At 63.5% G+C, this 13,927-nt stretch carries 13 protein-coding genes and 2 pseudogenes; 8 read left to right on the forward strand and 7 right to left on the reverse strand.

Going from position 1 to position 13,927, the window contains the following annotated elements; translation table 11 throughout:
• Positions 1-281 precede the first annotated feature (281 nt).
• Entirely contained in the window at positions 282-878 is a 597-nt protein-coding gene (locus ACQQCD_RS12505; protein ID WP_166841821.1) for a recombinase family protein, read from the forward strand.
• Positions 879-1,329: 451 nt separating this feature from the next.
• A pseudogene (locus ACQQCD_RS12510) lies at positions 1,330-2,010 on the forward strand (DNA-processing protein DprA); the annotation flags it as partial.
• Positions 2,011-2,050: 40 nt separating this feature from the next.
• Here the strand turns inward: ACQQCD_RS12510 and ACQQCD_RS12515 are convergent.
• The 3 genes from ACQQCD_RS12515 to ACQQCD_RS12525 all read right to left on the reverse strand — a co-directional run bounded on the left by ACQQCD_RS12515 (position 2,051) and on the right by ACQQCD_RS12525 (position 6,299).
• The gene (locus ACQQCD_RS12515) at positions 2,051-2,623 is read right to left on the reverse strand and encodes a hypothetical protein (RefSeq protein WP_430268703.1); all 573 of its coding nucleotides are present in this window, start codon (positions 2,621-2,623) and stop codon (positions 2,051-2,053) included.
• A gap of 86 nt (positions 2,624-2,709) precedes the next feature.
• Positions 2,710-4,875, reverse strand: a complete 2,166-nt coding sequence (locus tag ACQQCD_RS12520; protein ID WP_430268704.1) for a tyrosine-type recombinase/integrase — start codon at positions 4,873-4,875, stop codon at positions 2,710-2,712.
• 221 nt (positions 4,876-5,096) lie between these two features.
• Positions 5,097-6,299 (reverse strand): tyrosine-type recombinase/integrase, encoded by a 1,203-nt coding sequence (locus ACQQCD_RS12525; RefSeq protein WP_430268705.1) that lies wholly within the window; start codon positions 6,297-6,299, stop codon positions 5,097-5,099.
• Between the two features lie 80 nt (positions 6,300-6,379).
• Here ACQQCD_RS12525 and ACQQCD_RS12530 point away from each other — a divergent pair.
• Positions 6,380-6,616: pseudogene (locus ACQQCD_RS12530) on the forward strand (DNA-processing protein DprA); the annotation flags it as partial.
• Between the two features lie 607 nt (positions 6,617-7,223).
• A complete protein-coding gene (locus ACQQCD_RS12535) occupies positions 7,224-8,579 on the forward strand; it encodes a ParB/RepB/Spo0J family partition protein (RefSeq protein WP_400635662.1) in 1,356 nt (451 codons plus the stop codon).
• Positions 8,580-8,698: 119 nt separating this feature from the next.
• Here the strand turns inward: ACQQCD_RS12535 and ACQQCD_RS12540 are convergent, their stop codons facing one another.
• The 3 genes from ACQQCD_RS12540 to ACQQCD_RS12550 all read right to left on the reverse strand — a co-directional run bounded on the left by ACQQCD_RS12540 (position 8,699) and on the right by ACQQCD_RS12550 (position 9,568).
• On the reverse strand, positions 8,699-8,836 hold the full coding sequence (locus ACQQCD_RS12540; RefSeq protein ID WP_430268706.1) for a hypothetical protein: 138 nt from the start codon (positions 8,834-8,836) through the stop codon (positions 8,699-8,701).
• Between the two features lie 151 nt (positions 8,837-8,987).
• A complete protein-coding gene (locus ACQQCD_RS12545; protein ID WP_364274843.1) occupies positions 8,988-9,296 on the reverse strand; it encodes a hypothetical protein in 309 nt (102 codons plus the stop codon).
• 17 nt (positions 9,297-9,313) lie between these two features.
• Positions 9,314-9,568 carry a helix-turn-helix transcriptional regulator gene (locus ACQQCD_RS12550; protein WP_364274841.1) on the reverse strand — a complete coding sequence of 85 codons (255 nt, stop codon included), beginning with the start codon at positions 9,566-9,568 and terminating at the stop codon, positions 9,314-9,316.
• 420 nt (positions 9,569-9,988) lie between these two features.
• Between ACQQCD_RS12550 and mobC the strand changes: the two genes are divergently transcribed.
• The 3 genes from mobC to ACQQCD_RS12565 are packed head-to-tail and all read left to right on the forward strand — an operon-like array spanning position 9,989 to position 12,746.
• Positions 9,989-10,381, forward strand: a complete 393-nt coding sequence (gene mobC / locus ACQQCD_RS12555) for a plasmid mobilization relaxosome protein MobC (RefSeq protein WP_364274839.1) — start codon at positions 9,989-9,991, stop codon at positions 10,379-10,381.
• Complete coding sequence (locus ACQQCD_RS12560) at positions 10,381-11,940, forward strand: relaxase/mobilization nuclease domain-containing protein (protein ID WP_364274837.1); 1,560 nt, start codon at positions 10,381-10,383, stop codon at positions 11,938-11,940. The genes mobC and ACQQCD_RS12560 overlap by 1 nt, the downstream gene beginning before the upstream one ends.
• A 17-nt stretch (positions 11,941-11,957) precedes the next feature.
• A complete protein-coding gene (locus ACQQCD_RS12565; protein ID WP_364274835.1) occupies positions 11,958-12,746 on the forward strand; it encodes a hypothetical protein in 789 nt (262 codons plus the stop codon).
• Positions 12,747-12,952: 206 nt separating this feature from the next.
• On the opposite strand, the gene ACQQCD_RS12570 is transcribed toward ACQQCD_RS12565, so the two are convergent.
• Positions 12,953-13,096, reverse strand: coding sequence for a hypothetical protein (locus tag ACQQCD_RS12570; protein ID WP_430268707.1), 144 nt, complete (start codon positions 13,094-13,096; stop codon positions 12,953-12,955).
• A 64-nt stretch (positions 13,097-13,160) separates the two neighbouring features.
• Here ACQQCD_RS12570 and ACQQCD_RS12575 point away from each other — a divergent pair, with 64 nt between their 5' ends.
• Positions 13,161-13,856: a DUF6338 family protein gene (locus ACQQCD_RS12575; protein ID WP_364274833.1), complete on the forward strand. Its 696-nt coding sequence runs from the start codon at positions 13,161-13,163 to the stop codon at positions 13,854-13,856.
• The last annotated feature ends 71 nt before the right edge of the window (positions 13,857-13,927 follow it).

A 13,927-nucleotide genomic window follows, 5' to 3' on the forward strand; every position in this document is an offset into this window, starting at 1 on the left:
AACGAAGCACGGCACCCCCTGTCGGGCATCGATACCGGGCCGAGTGACTCTGACGTTGAGCTAACAGCGGCTACGCGCAGCACAGAATCTCCGGCTTCTGTGGGCGACTGGTGGTCTGCGGAGGTCGCAATAAACAACAGCTTTTCAAGACACCCGTTCGGGGCAGGGATGGGCCGGTCGGGTCTGCGGGAAAGCAGGGCTGCCTGCGTCTCGGAAACGCGTCTCGCCACTAGTCGTCTCGCCGAGGGTACATCGGGGACTTTTCGAGTCAGAATGGCCTGGTGAGGCAACTTGGTTACACGCGCGTCAGCACTTCCAGTCAGGATGCCCAGCTGCAGCTGGACGCGCTGGTCACCGCTGGCGTGCAGAAACGCGACGTCTTCGCTGACGTGTCTTCGGGCAGCAAGACCGCCATCGAGCGGCCCGGAATGAGAAGACTTCTCGAGTACGCCGAGGAGGGTGACACCGTTGTGGTGTGGCGGGTCGACCGGTTGGGCCGGTCGCTGATCGATGTGCTCAACACCGTAACCCTGCTGCGCGACCGCGGCATCCACGTCCGATCCATCTCAGACGGCATCGACCCCGCGACCTCAACGGGCAGGCTGATGCTGAACATGCTCGCCACCCTCGCCGAGTATGAGCGCGAGCTGATCATCGAGCGGGTCAACGCCGGCATCACGGCCGCCAGGCAGAACGGAACCCGCTTCGGCCGGCCGGTGTCCGACCCGGCCGTCATCGCGGACAAACTCGCGATCGCCCAGGACGCCCGCTCGAAGGGCCGTACCGCGGAAGACGCGGCCCGGCTCGTGGGCTGGAGCCGTGCAACGCTTTACCGCCACCAGCAGGCCCTCGCTGCGCGCCAGAACAGCACCCTGTAGGTGCTCCTGAAGAGCGGGTGACGGCTGACACCGTTTCCAGCCTCGCCCATGCAGCGCTTGCGTTAGGGGATCGGTCCTCGCTGCGCTCGGGCTGTAAAAGCGTTTTCTGTTTTTTGCTGCTGTCCTGCGGATCGTACGTGCCCGCTCCACCGGCTCAACCGTCCTGCGGACGGCTGCACAGCCGATGCCTTGTGTCGGCGCTTCGCTTATTTCCTCCCACAATCCATCCGCTGCTTGCCCTTCGGGTTGCCCCGGCTCCGTCGGGTACAGCTCCGCGATGCTCCGCCAGCAGGCAAAAAACGCCTGGGGAGAGGGGACGCCGGTGGTCAGCACCCGCAGCCACTTTCCATCCGCTTGACAGACATAGAAGCGTCGGGGGGAGAGGGGACGCTGGCCGGTCACCACAGGCCGGCCCACCCACCAACCCTTTCGGCAAAAAAGGAGCAACACCATGAACGACCGCATTGCCCGCGCAGCCCTAACCCGCCTGTTCGAACCCAACGACACCATTGGGCGGACCCTTGTGGGCCGGCTCGGAGCGTACGCCGCGCTGCGGCTCGCCACCGGCGCCCAACCCGCCCACACCCTCCCGGAGGTGACGGCCGAGGAACTGGCGGCCGCGCTAAAGCGCTGGGCCCCCCGCGTGCCGGAGCTGGACCCGGAAAAGGACCTGGCCACCATCGAACGCCTGGGCGGCGGGTTCCTGATCCCAGGGGATGAGCACTGGCCCACCGGCCTGGACGACCTACCGGACGCGCCCCTGGGCCTCTGGTATCGAGGCAACATCGGCAACGGGATCCCCGACCCCTCCAGCTGCGCGGCGCTGACCGGATCACGTGACTGCACGAGCTACGGCGCAGCCGTCACCGGCGACATCGCCCACAGCCTGGCCCAGCGCGGAATCTGCGTCATCGCCGGACTCGCCTACGGCATCGACGCCCACGCCCACCGCGCCGCACTGGCCGGAAGCACCGGAGAAGGCCCCGCCACCATCGCCGTCCTCGCCGGAGGACTGGACCGGGACTACCCATCCGGAAACGCCGACCTCGCCGCCGCGATCCGCGCCACCGGACTCACCCTGTCCGAACTGCCCCCAGGATCCGCGCCCACCCGGTACCGCTTCCTTATCCGGACTACGGAGGCTGGACCTGCGAAACAGTACTAGGTAGGACTCAAAAAATGCGCGCCCTCAGACGGAGACCGCCCACTGTCTTTGTATAGATCGACTCGGGTATGACCGCTTGCTCCGTACCAAGCCACATGAATACCCGGTCATGGTGTTCGCAGGCTATTCCCGTCGCGCCGTTCGCGAACAGGGCCCAACCGAGGATGGGGTGGTCGTCGACGTTCAGGCTGTGCGGGGTGCCTTGCGCCAAGCTGATAGATCTGAGGGTGTCGGCGAGACCTGAAAGCAACCGCGCCCTGGCAAACTCGGTCAGCTCGTTGGCAAGGGCTGTCATGAGGAATGCGGCGTGATAAGGGCCGGATCGGTCGGGTTTAAAGGTCGCCAGGCACTCGGGTGCGTCGGCTCCGGTGCCCGGTCCTGACGCGATGGCGAAGCGGGCAATAACTGTCTCTCCGGTTGCACCTCGCCGTGCGGGTGTGGATACGCTGCCAGGCTCGATTCCCTTTGTGTCGGTGCGGACTGCATAGGGGCCAAAGGCTTCGAGTTCCGCCCTCATGCGGTCACGGAGGGAGGAGTGGTTCGGGACGGAGTCCCTGCGCTCATACATCGATCCGCCCATGGCGCTATTCTCCACCGTTCGTTGGGTGATGAACATTGATGCTGGCCGCGTGAGCGGTCATGCCGCGTTTGGCTCCGGGCCCTCGGTCAGGTTTCACGATTGAAAGCCGACCGAGAGCGGGGGATGCCTAGGTCGACGGCTTCCGATTTCTGATGGCTCTGCAGTTTGAACATCTGGGCGAGCTTCATTTCGGCACTGTTGAGCGTGACGCGAAGCCCTTCAACATCACCTAGCCAGCCGTGCTGTTCGGCTTCGGTGATGCGTTCTTCAAGGTTATCGATGATGTCTTGAAGCCGGTTGATCTGGTTGGGATCGGGACGGAGGAGAGCGCAGCGCAGACATGCGTGTTCGTGTTGGCAGCCTGTGCCGTATGCGCGGCCGCAGCTGCCTAGGCTGAGTTTGCGCTGGACGAAGTGTGCCTCGAATTCATCCCATTCGGCGGCTGTTGGTTCGCGGTATTCCTCGGTAGGGCGGGTGACGCGCCGTTTCTCGATGAAGGTGCGGTGGTGCCGGATGACGTCTTGGGGGTAGATCGCTGCGTATCCCTGTGTAGTGGCCAGGCTGGCGTGGCCCATCAGCACTTGAACGATGTGGGGCGGCAGGCCGCTGGAGAGGGCCTCGGTAGCGAAGATGCGTCGGAAGTCGTGCGGGGTGAACCTGACTTCGGATCCACCGACTTTGATGTTCGCGCGCTTTGCCAGATCATTGAGCAGCGCTGCGACGGTGGCCGTTGACAGAACCCGGTGGGGCCCGGCGCCGTAACGGCGTATGAACAGGTGAGGCAAGGGCGAGCTGAGCACTTTCTCGGCTGGGTCCCAGCGTTGTGTCAGAGGAGCGCTGCCGGTGGCCTTGGTTATCCGCGAGAGGATCCGGTAGAGGACGTGGACGAGTTCGGGACTGGCCACCATGAGCCGCTCGGTGTCTGTCTTGCTTGGGGCGACGTGCAGCAGCGGGATGGTTTCCCCGGTTGCCGGAACTTTGTAGGGCTGAATGCTCATGTGGACGAGTTCGAGGACTTCTTCGATCCTTGCCCCTGTGTGGCGGAGTGTTTCCATTAGTGCCCAGGCCCAGAACGCGTTGTCTTCCTCGAAGGAAACGTCCCGATCCTTCCCGTCACGACGTATCCGTACCGGTGCTTGGTCACTGGCCTGGAAGACTTTCCAGCTCTCACCGGCCACGTCGATAGTGTTGCCGGCGCCGGCCGCGGTGGCAGCAGCCAGGGTTTCCTCGGCGGCGCGGAGGGCCTGTTCGGCGGCCTCGACCAGGCGGGGCAGGACGGGAGCCAGTTCCCGGGTTCGTTGTTGCATGGTTGCCGTGGTGGTGCGTCGAAGCTTCAGATAACCGCGTGTTTCAGCGTAGGTTATGGGGGTTGGGGCGGCCCATTGCGCCCAGAACGAGTCTTCAAGAGCCCACTGGCTGATGTCTAGATAGAACGCCCGGACGGCGAAGTAGATGGCGTGAGCGTCACGGCGTGGCGTCCCATCGGCCTTGAATTTCACGCGGCTCTTCCAGTCAGCGGCTTGCTGCGGTGTTAAGGCGAACGTGTGTTGGTCAGGGAAGTGTTTCAGGATGTCGGAGAAGAAAACGCCAGCCAGGTTTCTGGCCAAACCATAGGCCGAGGAGTAGTCCAGGCTGGCCGAGCGCACCTTCAGGTAATGGATAAGTGGCTCCCGGCAAGGGCCGGTGATGTCGTAATAGTCGACCAGTTCCTCCACGGTTCGTTGTCCCCGTCGCCTCCGTGAGGGCATGGCCCCGGATTCGTGGCTTATCCATCCCAGACCATGCAGCGCAGGCCAAACGGCGTTCAGCCCGCTCCGGCTAAAGTTGATCATCCTTCCCGGCATTTGTGCGGTCAGTTCGAGGATGTCTTCGGCGGTGATCTGGCGAATGGACTTGCCGGTATGGGCTTGAATACGCCCCAAAGTAAGCAAGCCGTTATTCGCCTGAACCGCTGAACTCGTGGCCCGTACCAGGGCTTGCTCGACCTCAGCAGTATGAACAGGGTCCCGGAAGCGGCTGAGCGCCTTCCAGAACGCGAAGCGCTGAGCAGTGATCCACCCGTAGGAAGGGCGCATGACGTCCAAGGCAAGCAGGGGACCCATCGCTGCATGGAGTGCCTGGATTTCGTTGTGACCCCCAGGATGCGGTGATTCGGCTGAGAGCCTGACCCGCCACTTCAGAGTGTCATCACCAACCTGATCCTCGAACAACATCCAACGGTCCTGCCAGGACTCGCCCGGCAACTGGCTCAAGTGACCGAGGATTCGCCTGATCCGTGATCGATGTCGTTCAACCCGCGGCCAATAGGGGCCGCAATCGACCAGGCGGCCGATGATGGTTTCAACGGGGGCCGTGTTCAGAGGACCTGGCGGGACCAGTTCAGGTGCAGGTAGGGCTTGCTCCTCTGGCGGCAACGGAGTGAGGTCATTCCAGCTTCGTCGAGCGGCGCGGGTCCCCTCGGGCGGCGCGGCTTTCACTGGTTCCCCCAGAGCACCCGCAACTCGTCAGGATCATAGGGTTGCCCGGCCGGTGATCTATCGCTGGAAGTAGGAGCTTTGGTGGCCATTTTGGTGCGGTAATGCTCGATGACGTCCTCCATGTGTGGGGCAGCATAAACCGTGGTCGTATTCAGTGACTGGTGCCCCAGCAGTTCCTGGACCTCGTGAAGGCCCATTCCTCCCTCGAGCGCCCGGATCGCGAACGTGTGCCGTAAATCGTGCAGGGTCCAGTTCGCTCCGAGTATGTCGTTGCAACGCTTCAGGACAGCCCGCATGGCGTCGTAGTTCAAAGGTCGTGGCTCGCCCCGCAACATGAGCCAAACTGGCTCGTCCGGACCAGCAACACCACCTTCGAGTTGATAGAGCCGAAGCCAGACGAAGGCATCAGGAGCGGCAGGCAACCACTGCAGTTGACCTCCCTTCCGATAAACCCCGATCAGCTGGTCCCCGACGTTAACGCGGTCCCCGGTCAGGCCGAGCAGTTCGCTGGCCCGTGCTCCGCTGCTGACGTAGAACGCCACCAAGGCACGGTCCCTGTTGGACCGCAAACGGCGAAAAAGCTCGTTGAACTTCCGGTCTGGGATTGACCGAGGCACCCGGTGTTGTTCACGCTGACGCAAGGGTTGCCGCCTCCCGATCATGAACTCCTGATCAGGGGCGTGGTGCGCATGAGCGCGCCCGCGGCGAAGATCAAAGGGATTCACGATGGGCCCACTGCCCACGCGAAGCTGATAGGCATAGAAAGCCTTGCAGACAGTCGTTGTGTGGTTGATCGTGGCGGGGGAGTAGCGCATCCCCAGGTGTTTCTTCCCGGTGACCAGGTTCCTGCTCCCCCGTCGCTGGGGATCGTTCCGGTTCCCCACAAACTTCTCTGCCTGACGGGCCCACAACACGAAATCGCGCGCTTCGACGGACGTGGCCCGGTCCCAGCTGACATCAACAGCCCATAAGAATCGAAGGAACCGTAGCAGCGACAAGGCATAGGTTCGAAGCGTTTGCGTCGAATAGTCTGTCGCCGCAAGTTCGAGCAGGTACTCCGTCCCTGGCCCGAACTCCTTCTCCAAGGCGTCAACAATGACGAATCCCGGGACTCCGGAACGGGAAACAACACGTCCAAGATCGCTGACGTCCAGGTCCTCTACGCGGCGGGGCGCAAAGTCAGACTCTGAGAAATTCATGAGCAAATCATGCGCCTCCCAGACATGGTTGGAACCCACGACACACACCGTGAACTGGAGACTTAGTCCGGTAAATACTCCTGCAGAGGAATCGCATCATCGCAGCGCTGGCCGGCGTGACCTGCGTCGTGGAAGCCCGCTGGCGCTCCGGTGCCCTGAACACCGCCCACCACGCCGAAACCATCGCCCGGCACGTCGCCGCCGTCCCCGGCAGCGTCCACAGCGCCAACTCCGCAGGATGCCACCGGCTACTGAAAGAAGGCGGCGCGGCGCTGGTCACCGACGCGGCCGAACTGACCGAACTGCTCGCCAGCTAACCCACAAAGGGTGGCCGGTCTTTCGGGGCCGGTCACCGCGGGCGGTCCGCCGCCCGTGGCCGGCTTTCGCGGATGGTTGCCGGCGGCGGACCGCCCATCCCGCAGCAACCAGGTGCCGGGCGGCGGCCGCCGGCGGCATCCCTGGGCAGCTGGCCGGGTGAGGTTATCCGTGGATCCCGGGGGGTGAAAGGCAGGCTCGCAGGGCTCGCCCTGGTTTCCGCTGCGCTGCAACTAGTTGAAGGGCGTCCGCTGCCGCGGCCGGCTGTTGGTGCTGCCGGCCCGTCGCAGAACTCCTGCCCGTCATCACCTGCTCTGTCTGCGACGCTATTGGCTGCTGTCCTGACGGATTGTACGTGCCCGCTCCGGCCCCTCTAGCCCCTGTCGTTCCTCCAGCGGCCTGCGGTGCAGGAAATGTCCCTGCGGCGCTCCTTCGTCGCTGATTTCCTCCGGGAATTTCCCACCCCTTGCCCTACGGGTAGACAGGCCTCCGTCGGCCACAGCTCCGCAAGCTTCGCCAGCAGCCAAAACAACGGGGGAGAGGGGACGCTGGCCGGTCACCACAGGCCGCCCCACCCACCAACCCTTTCGGCAAAAAAGGAGCAACACCATGAACGCAGCACCCACGCTCGAAATGCTCGACCCCGCCACCCTGACCGTGGACATCAACGTCCGTAAGGACGCAGCCCTGACCGCTGACTTCATCGCCAGCATCAAGGAACACGGCGTGATGGAACCGGTCATCGCCCACCGCAAGGACGACGGAATCGTGCACGTCCTGATGGGCCAGCGCCGCACCCGCGCCGCCGTCGAAGCAGAACGACCCCTGATCCCGGTGATGATCATCGAGTCCCCCGAGGAAGCAGAACGCATCGTGACCCAGGTGGTGGAGAACATCCAGCGCGCCGAACTGACCGAAGCCGACGAGGCCGACGCATACCACCAGCTGTCCCTGATCGGTGTATCCGCAGCCACGATCGCGAAAAAGACCGGACGCACCAAGACCACCGTCGAGTCCGCATTGAAGGCCAAGTCCTCCGACGCGGGAGCCGCCGCCCTCGGCAAAGGATGGACCATCGAAGAAGCGCTAATCATGGCTGAGTTTGAATCAGACGAAGAGGCCTCGGCCGAGCTCGAGTCGGTCATCAAGGACGAACCTGACCAGCTCCTGCACGTCGCCCAGCGCCTGCGAGACCGGCGCGAAAGCGCAGCCGCCCTCGCCGCGCTGATCGCCGAACTCGAAACCCAGGGCAAGACCATCGTGGAAGACGCTGGACACTACGCCGACGACGACAACCTCTACGTCACCGCCGCGAAGCGCGCAGACGGTGAGCCTGCCACCGAGGATGATGCCAACGCCGTCCTGATCACCACGGACTACCGGGGCCAGCACCGGACCCACTCCGTGATCGCGGGCTGGAAGGAGACAGGTTTTGAGCCGAAGTATGAACGCTACGACGGCGGCCGCCCCGCGCAGAAAGGACCGATGACCGAAGAGCAAAAGGCCGAGCGCAAAACCCTGATTGAAAACAACAAAGCGATGCTGTCCGCGCAGGTGGTCCGCCGTGAATTCGTGACCGGCCTGCTGGCGAAAAAGCAGGCGCCCAAGGGCTGGCAGTACTTCACCGTCCGCGCGATCACCCACCACCCGGAAACGGCCAGCGGCTACGACGGCGAGGTAGCCGCCAGAATGGTTGGTGCAAAGGTGGATGAAGCCAAGACCTGGGCGTGGAACCCGCTCCGGACCCATGTAGCCAAATCCACGGCCCGCCCCGAGTTTTCCCTGATCGCGCTCATCTGCGCGGGCTACGAAAAGACCATCGCCAAGGACTCGTGGCGTTCCCCCTCACAGACCCACCGGGACTACCTGAACCAACTGGTCCACTGGGGATACAAGCCATCAGTTGTTGAACTGCTGATCATCGACAGCGGTAAACCAGCAGAGGAAGAACTCGAGACGGCATAAGAACCCCTTGCCGGGCGGAACCCCACCGCCCGGCAAGGCATCCGCCGATCACCACGACAGGGCCGGGAACCTCCCAAAAATCGGGCGGTCCGCAGCCAGAGGCGAACCACAGCAACTGCTCACCAGCGGCGGACCGCCAATCCGCGCACCCCGCCACGCCCCTCACCAAAGTGCCGCGCATACCAGGGTGCAAGCTCGCGTGCTGCCGGCAGCTGCTCAGCGTCGAAAAAGGATGCCGTTGCTTGGTTACCAGGCATACCACCATGGGTGGGCTAGAGTGGATTGAAGATTTCCTTTTGCCGAAGGACAAAAAAGGACCGGATTGCTCCGGTCCTTTTTTGTGTCCAACAGCCTTTTTCGGGTGTCAGCTCCACGGATCTTGTGTCACCCAAGGCATGGATGTGGGGGTCACTGTTCGGCGAAGGATGAGCCGGTGTCCTGGTCGCTGCCCTGGTCCGACCCTGTGGAGCGCTTTGCCGTCCGCCGGCGCTTTGCAGCCGCCGGTTCGAGGCCAAGCTTTTTGAGTTCATCGGCGCTCCATCCGTCCCGCGTGGCTTGCACATAGGCGCGCTTGTCATCGCGCTCAGCCGCGACGAGCTGATCCCGCAAATCATCGATGCGCTGGCGGCTCTTCACCAGGGCGGTGACGGATTCAATGCGGGAGTCCAGCAGGGCGCGGGCTTGGTTGCGTGTCTGTTCAATGTCGAGGGTAGCCATAGGATCCAGCCTAACGATTACTCGGCGGCTGTCCGGCGCCTGACGCGCCCCTCGGCGCACAGCGATTCACGCGCCGCTTCCGTAACACCGGCCAGAACGCCGGCGTTACGGGGATCGCTGAACCAGTCCCGCAGATACTCCTCAGAGTAGCTGACGGTTCGTGCCGTGAACTGGAAGTATTCGGGGCCGATGCCCCGCCGCCGCCACTGTCGCAGTTGCGTCGATGAGACGCCGTATTGCCTGGCCACTGTGGTTGGTGAGATGAGAGCCAAAACTGTACCTTCCGCTATCCCTATGCCGCGTTCCTTTCGGCACGCTTGCCGAAACTTGGCCGGTGAAGGAATTGGCCAGTCGGAGTGGCCGGACCGTGGAATACCGGAGCGGAGCGAGGATATGCCGCGAAAGCCGGCCGTGGAGACTTGCCAAGGAAGGACCGGGCAGTAGCCTCACCAGCCGAAACGGAACGACGCAGTCGTTGTGAACAAGTCAGACGCGAAGCGTCCTGCAGGGCAGTACCGAGCAATCACCAAAGCGCCAAATAAGGGCGCAGCTGAATTTCCGGAGCAAGCTAGATGGTTATGTGCCATAACCCGCGTGTCGATCCACAGCCTGCGGGCGCTGATCGGCGACACTGAGGTGTCGGCCCGGAAATTCCGGGGCGCTGCGCTGGGCATGTGGGGGAGGGGCACGGGATGAGCGAAGAGCCGAAGTCTCCCCGCCGGTTCGCCCGCCGCCGCCGCGCGAACATTGACGGTGACACCCAGTACGTGCGCGTGTCGATGTCGGAGTTCGAACGGGCGCAGCTGAAGGTCCTGGAAGAACGGACCGGGCGCAGCCCATCGGAGATCCTTGTCAGCGCGGCCCTGTACGCGGAAAACTCCGAGTCGCTGGCTGAACGCCGGGCGATTGCGGTGGAATTCATGGCCGCACGCCGCTACCTTGCAGCCCTGTCGAACAACGTCAACCAGCTGGCCCGGCACGCCAACGCCACCGACGAGTTCCCGGAAGCTGCCCGCACCGTGTTGACCCGTGTCCGGGCCGTCGGCGACCGGCTCAATACGATGCTGGATTCGATGGTGCGCTGATGATTCCCAACATCACCAAAGGCACCCGCATGCACGGGCTCATCGCCTATCTTGCCGGTCCCGGGAGGGCGAACGAGCACACCGACCCGCACCTGGTCGCAGGTTCACCGTCGATCATGGCATGGCACAACGATGACGAACTGAACGCCGACGCCGCCGGGGCCATTGCCAAGGAACTTGACCGCGCCCGTAGCGTCCTGGGTGTCGAGATTCCCGGCGGACACGTCTGGCACTGCTCACTGTCACTGCGTGCCGAAGAAGGCGACCTCACCGACGAGAAATGGGCGGCCATCGCCCAGGACTTCATGGACGACATGGGGTTCACCGAAGCCAGCGGCCGTGCACCGGCACAATGGGTAGCCATCCGTCACGGCCACAGCAAAGCCGGGAACGACCACATTCACATCGCAGCGTCCATGGTCCGCGAGGACGGCACCAAATGGAGCAGCTGGCGGGACTTCCCACGCGCACAGCAAGTAGCCCGCGCGCTCGAGAAAAAGTACGGCCTGGAAGAACTCTCACCCACGCATTCCACCCGCGGTCTGCGTCCCGGTGAACGCGAAGCCTCCGCACGGCGCGGCGCACCCGAACCGGAACGCCGGTCCTTGGAACGCAAGGTCCGTGCCTGCGCGACCGCGGCCCAGGACGAGGCAGAATTCGTCCGCCGTGTCCGCCGTACCGGTGCCTTGGTCCGGCCACGGTACGCGTCCGGACGCGACGACGTCGTGGTCGGCTACAGCGTGGCCGAACGTCCCCCCAAAGGTGGCCGGCCGGTCTGGTTCGGCGGCGGCCACCTCGCCAAAGACCTCGCGCTGCCCAAGCTCCGCACCGAATGGCAGGACACCCCGCAAGGGGCGACCGAAGCCGTCGCCGAATGGCAGGCAGCAGCCCGTGGACGCCGCCCGGTCACCACCGGCCGTGAAGCCCACGAACCGGACCCCCAAATGTGGGAGCAGTACAGCGACGAAGTCGCCCGTCTCCGCGAAACCCTGCGCTCCGTTCCGCTGGACGATCACGCGACTTGGGCGCACGTAGCCCGCGAAACGTCGGGTGCGTTTGCTGCCTGGTCGACAGCCACCGAACCAACGCCAGGACCACTCGCAGCAGCAGCCGACGAGCTGTCCAAGACAGCACAACTGCGGCGCTACCCCGTCCGTCCCATCCGCAGCGCAGGACCATCTGCCCGCGGAGCCTCGCTCATGCTCATGGCAGCCACTATGGGCGGGGCCGGAACCGCCGCGCAGGCGATCATGCTGCGCCAGCTGCTCAACGTCGCCAAGGCCGTCCACGACATGCACAAGGCATCAAATGATCTGCGCCGAGCACGCCAGATCAGCTACATGGTGAAGCACCACCTGAGTCACGTCGCGGCCGCACTACCCAGCGTCCCAGCGACAACGCCCACAGCGGATAGCGAAGCGATCGCCGCGGTACGCGCGAGTGCAGCCGGCCAGGTTGCCGGTCGGTCCGCGGGCTCCGTGCTGCCGCCGAAATACGTGCAGGCACGCACCCACGCGGACACCCGAAACGGGAGTGCCCGCCCGGACATTGAGAGATAACACCAAGGAGGGGAACCATGAGCGAATCTGATGGCATTGATGAGGCTCTTGAGGGAATGTCGCGCGTTGCGCTGACTGTCGCCGGCCGGCTCGGTGAGCAGCTTGCCAGGCTACACGAGCAAGAGATGCGCCGCGCCCAAGCTGCCGAGGAACAACAAGCCCGCGAGCTGCAGGCCCGGTTCGATGCGGAGCGTGCGGCTGCCCGTGCACAGCTCGCTCCGGTCATGGATAACCGGTGGTGGGACACGGCCACCGGCCGTGACGTCGAAAGGGTCCATGAGGCGGCCATCGCGTGGAAGGACCATGACCCGGCGGCGCGCGACGCGGCCGAGGTGATCCGTGACCAGGTGCAGCGCCGCTACGGTTTGGACGTGGACAACCTCGGTGCCAATGAAGCAACTGTGGCGGAGGCTCTGGCTAAAGCTGAACGGCACCGCGAACAAGCGGAACAGGAACGCCGTTCCGGCCGTGATGAGAACGCCCAGGCTGTGCAGCTGCTGGCCGAGGCCAACCGGGAAGACCGGGACCGTGAACGAGACGTCACCGAAGAGAACCAACGGCCGGAAGCGTTGCGCGAAGAGGCCGGCATCAAATACGACTCAGCTGAACGTCGTCAGGAATTCGCCGCAAGCTTGGACGGCGTAGCCGACCGCGAAGCCGTACAGGCACGACTCAGCGCCGACCAAGACCAGGGCACCCCGCCCACCGCGGCTGTCGCCAAGACTCCAGGCCGCAGCCCAAAGGCTCGTAAGACGCGTGGAGCCAACGGTCAGACAAAGCTTCTACAAAGAGGCGTTAGCCGATAAATGTGGAGCTGAACTCTAGAGTCAGCCTCATCCCGGTCTCGTCTAACCGTGGAGCCTCGTGGACCCTGCGCGAAACAATCGGTACCGAGGCACAGTCGAGCCCTGCCTGGGTGAGTCGGATGCACGACCGCAGTCGCCCCGCATCGTCGGCGAAAGCTGCAGCCAAGAACCAGGTCCCGACGGCGGCACCCGCGGCGACCGGTGGGTTACTTTTTGGGAGCGGCTGGTGCGGAACCAGGCTTCATCGTCTGCGGTTGCACCGAGATGCTGGCTGGCTTTTGCCCCTCCGATAGCTTGGTGGTCCTGCCGCTGCCGCTAGAGCCGGGGTTGTTAGATTTGTTTTCAGCCATTTCATGCTCCTTGTCGTTGTCGTTGCCCCATTATCGCGGCCGGGATCCTCCTTAAGGAGTCAACGTGCCCACAGAACCCATAGCTGCATTGCTCTATGTCTGTCTTCTGCTGCCGGGGATCGCGTTCATCTGGCGGTACGAGGGACATGGCTCCGTGGTCAAGCGTTCTGCGTTCCGTGAGACGGCGGCAGTGGTTATTGCCAGCGCGGCGTCGATCGTGGCAGTTTTCATCATTCACTATGTGCTGGCCTTCTTTTTTGAGCCGGTCCGAAGCACATTGCGGCAATTCTTCATAGATCCAGGTGAGCTCTTCCGACACGACTCCCAGCTGTTTTTCGGCATCATCCTTGTAGACCTTGCGTTGGCGGTGTCGTTCGGCGCCTTTTTTGGAAGCGCAAGCGCTTCGCGGCTGCTGAAGTGGTGTTGGGCACGGTGGCTAAAGCTAAGGAAGAAAGAACCGGCGGCCATCGAGCGAGGTCAGTCAGCCTGGAACACGGCCTTCGAAATGTTTCCAGACCACAAAGTCATAGTGGGAGTCCAATTGAGAAGCGGCGCGTGGCTCCAAGGTGCTTTGAAGTCCTTTAGCAGAACGGGCGACGAAACTCCGGACAGGGCTTTCACACTAACCGGTGAAATCTGGTACCGCAGAGCCGACGGAGAAGACATCCATAGGCTGGAATCGCACGGACTTGTCGTTATTCAGGCGCCGGAGGTTGACTACCTGACCGTGGGCTACGAAGAGCCCGAAGCCACAAGCTAAGGGGCGTGAAACTCAGGCGTACGGCTGCCCAATCGACGTGGACCATCCGTCCACGGTGGGGCATCGATTTG

It is taken from the genome of Pseudarthrobacter sp. J1763, assembly GCF_050490295.1.
Taxonomy (GTDB): Bacteria; Actinomycetota; Actinomycetes; order Actinomycetales; family Micrococcaceae; genus JBNPEO01.

Bases quoted from the DNA above. Each gene is read 5' to 3' on its own strand.
- ACQQCD_RS12515 (WP_430268703.1), bottom strand. From the start codon at position 2,623: ATGGGCGGATCGATGTATGAGCGCAGGGACTCCGTCCCGAACCACTCC.
- ACQQCD_RS12525 (WP_430268705.1), bottom strand. From the start codon at position 6,299: ATGAATTTCTCAGAGTCTGACTTTGCGCCCCGCCGCGTAGAGGACCTG.
- ACQQCD_RS12535 (WP_400635662.1), top strand. From the start codon at position 7,224: ATGAACGCAGCACCCACGCTCGAAATGCTCGACCCCGCCACCCTGACC.
- ACQQCD_RS12540 (WP_430268706.1), bottom strand. From the start codon at position 8,836: ATGCCTGGTAACCAAGCAACGGCATCCTTTTTCGACGCTGAGCAGCTG.
- ACQQCD_RS12545 (WP_364274843.1), bottom strand. From the start codon at position 9,296: ATGGCTACCCTCGACATTGAACAGACACGCAACCAAGCCCGCGCCCTG.
- mobC (WP_364274839.1), top strand. From the start codon at position 9,989: ATGAGCGAAGAGCCGAAGTCTCCCCGCCGGTTCGCCCGCCGCCGCCGC.
- ACQQCD_RS12560 (WP_364274837.1), top strand. From the start codon at position 10,381: ATGATTCCCAACATCACCAAAGGCACCCGCATGCACGGGCTCATCGCC.
- ACQQCD_RS12565 (WP_364274835.1), top strand. From the start codon at position 11,958: ATGAGCGAATCTGATGGCATTGATGAGGCTCTTGAGGGAATGTCGCGC.
- ACQQCD_RS12570 (WP_430268707.1), bottom strand. From the start codon at position 13,096: ATGGCTGAAAACAAATCTAACAACCCCGGCTCTAGCGGCAGCGGCAGG.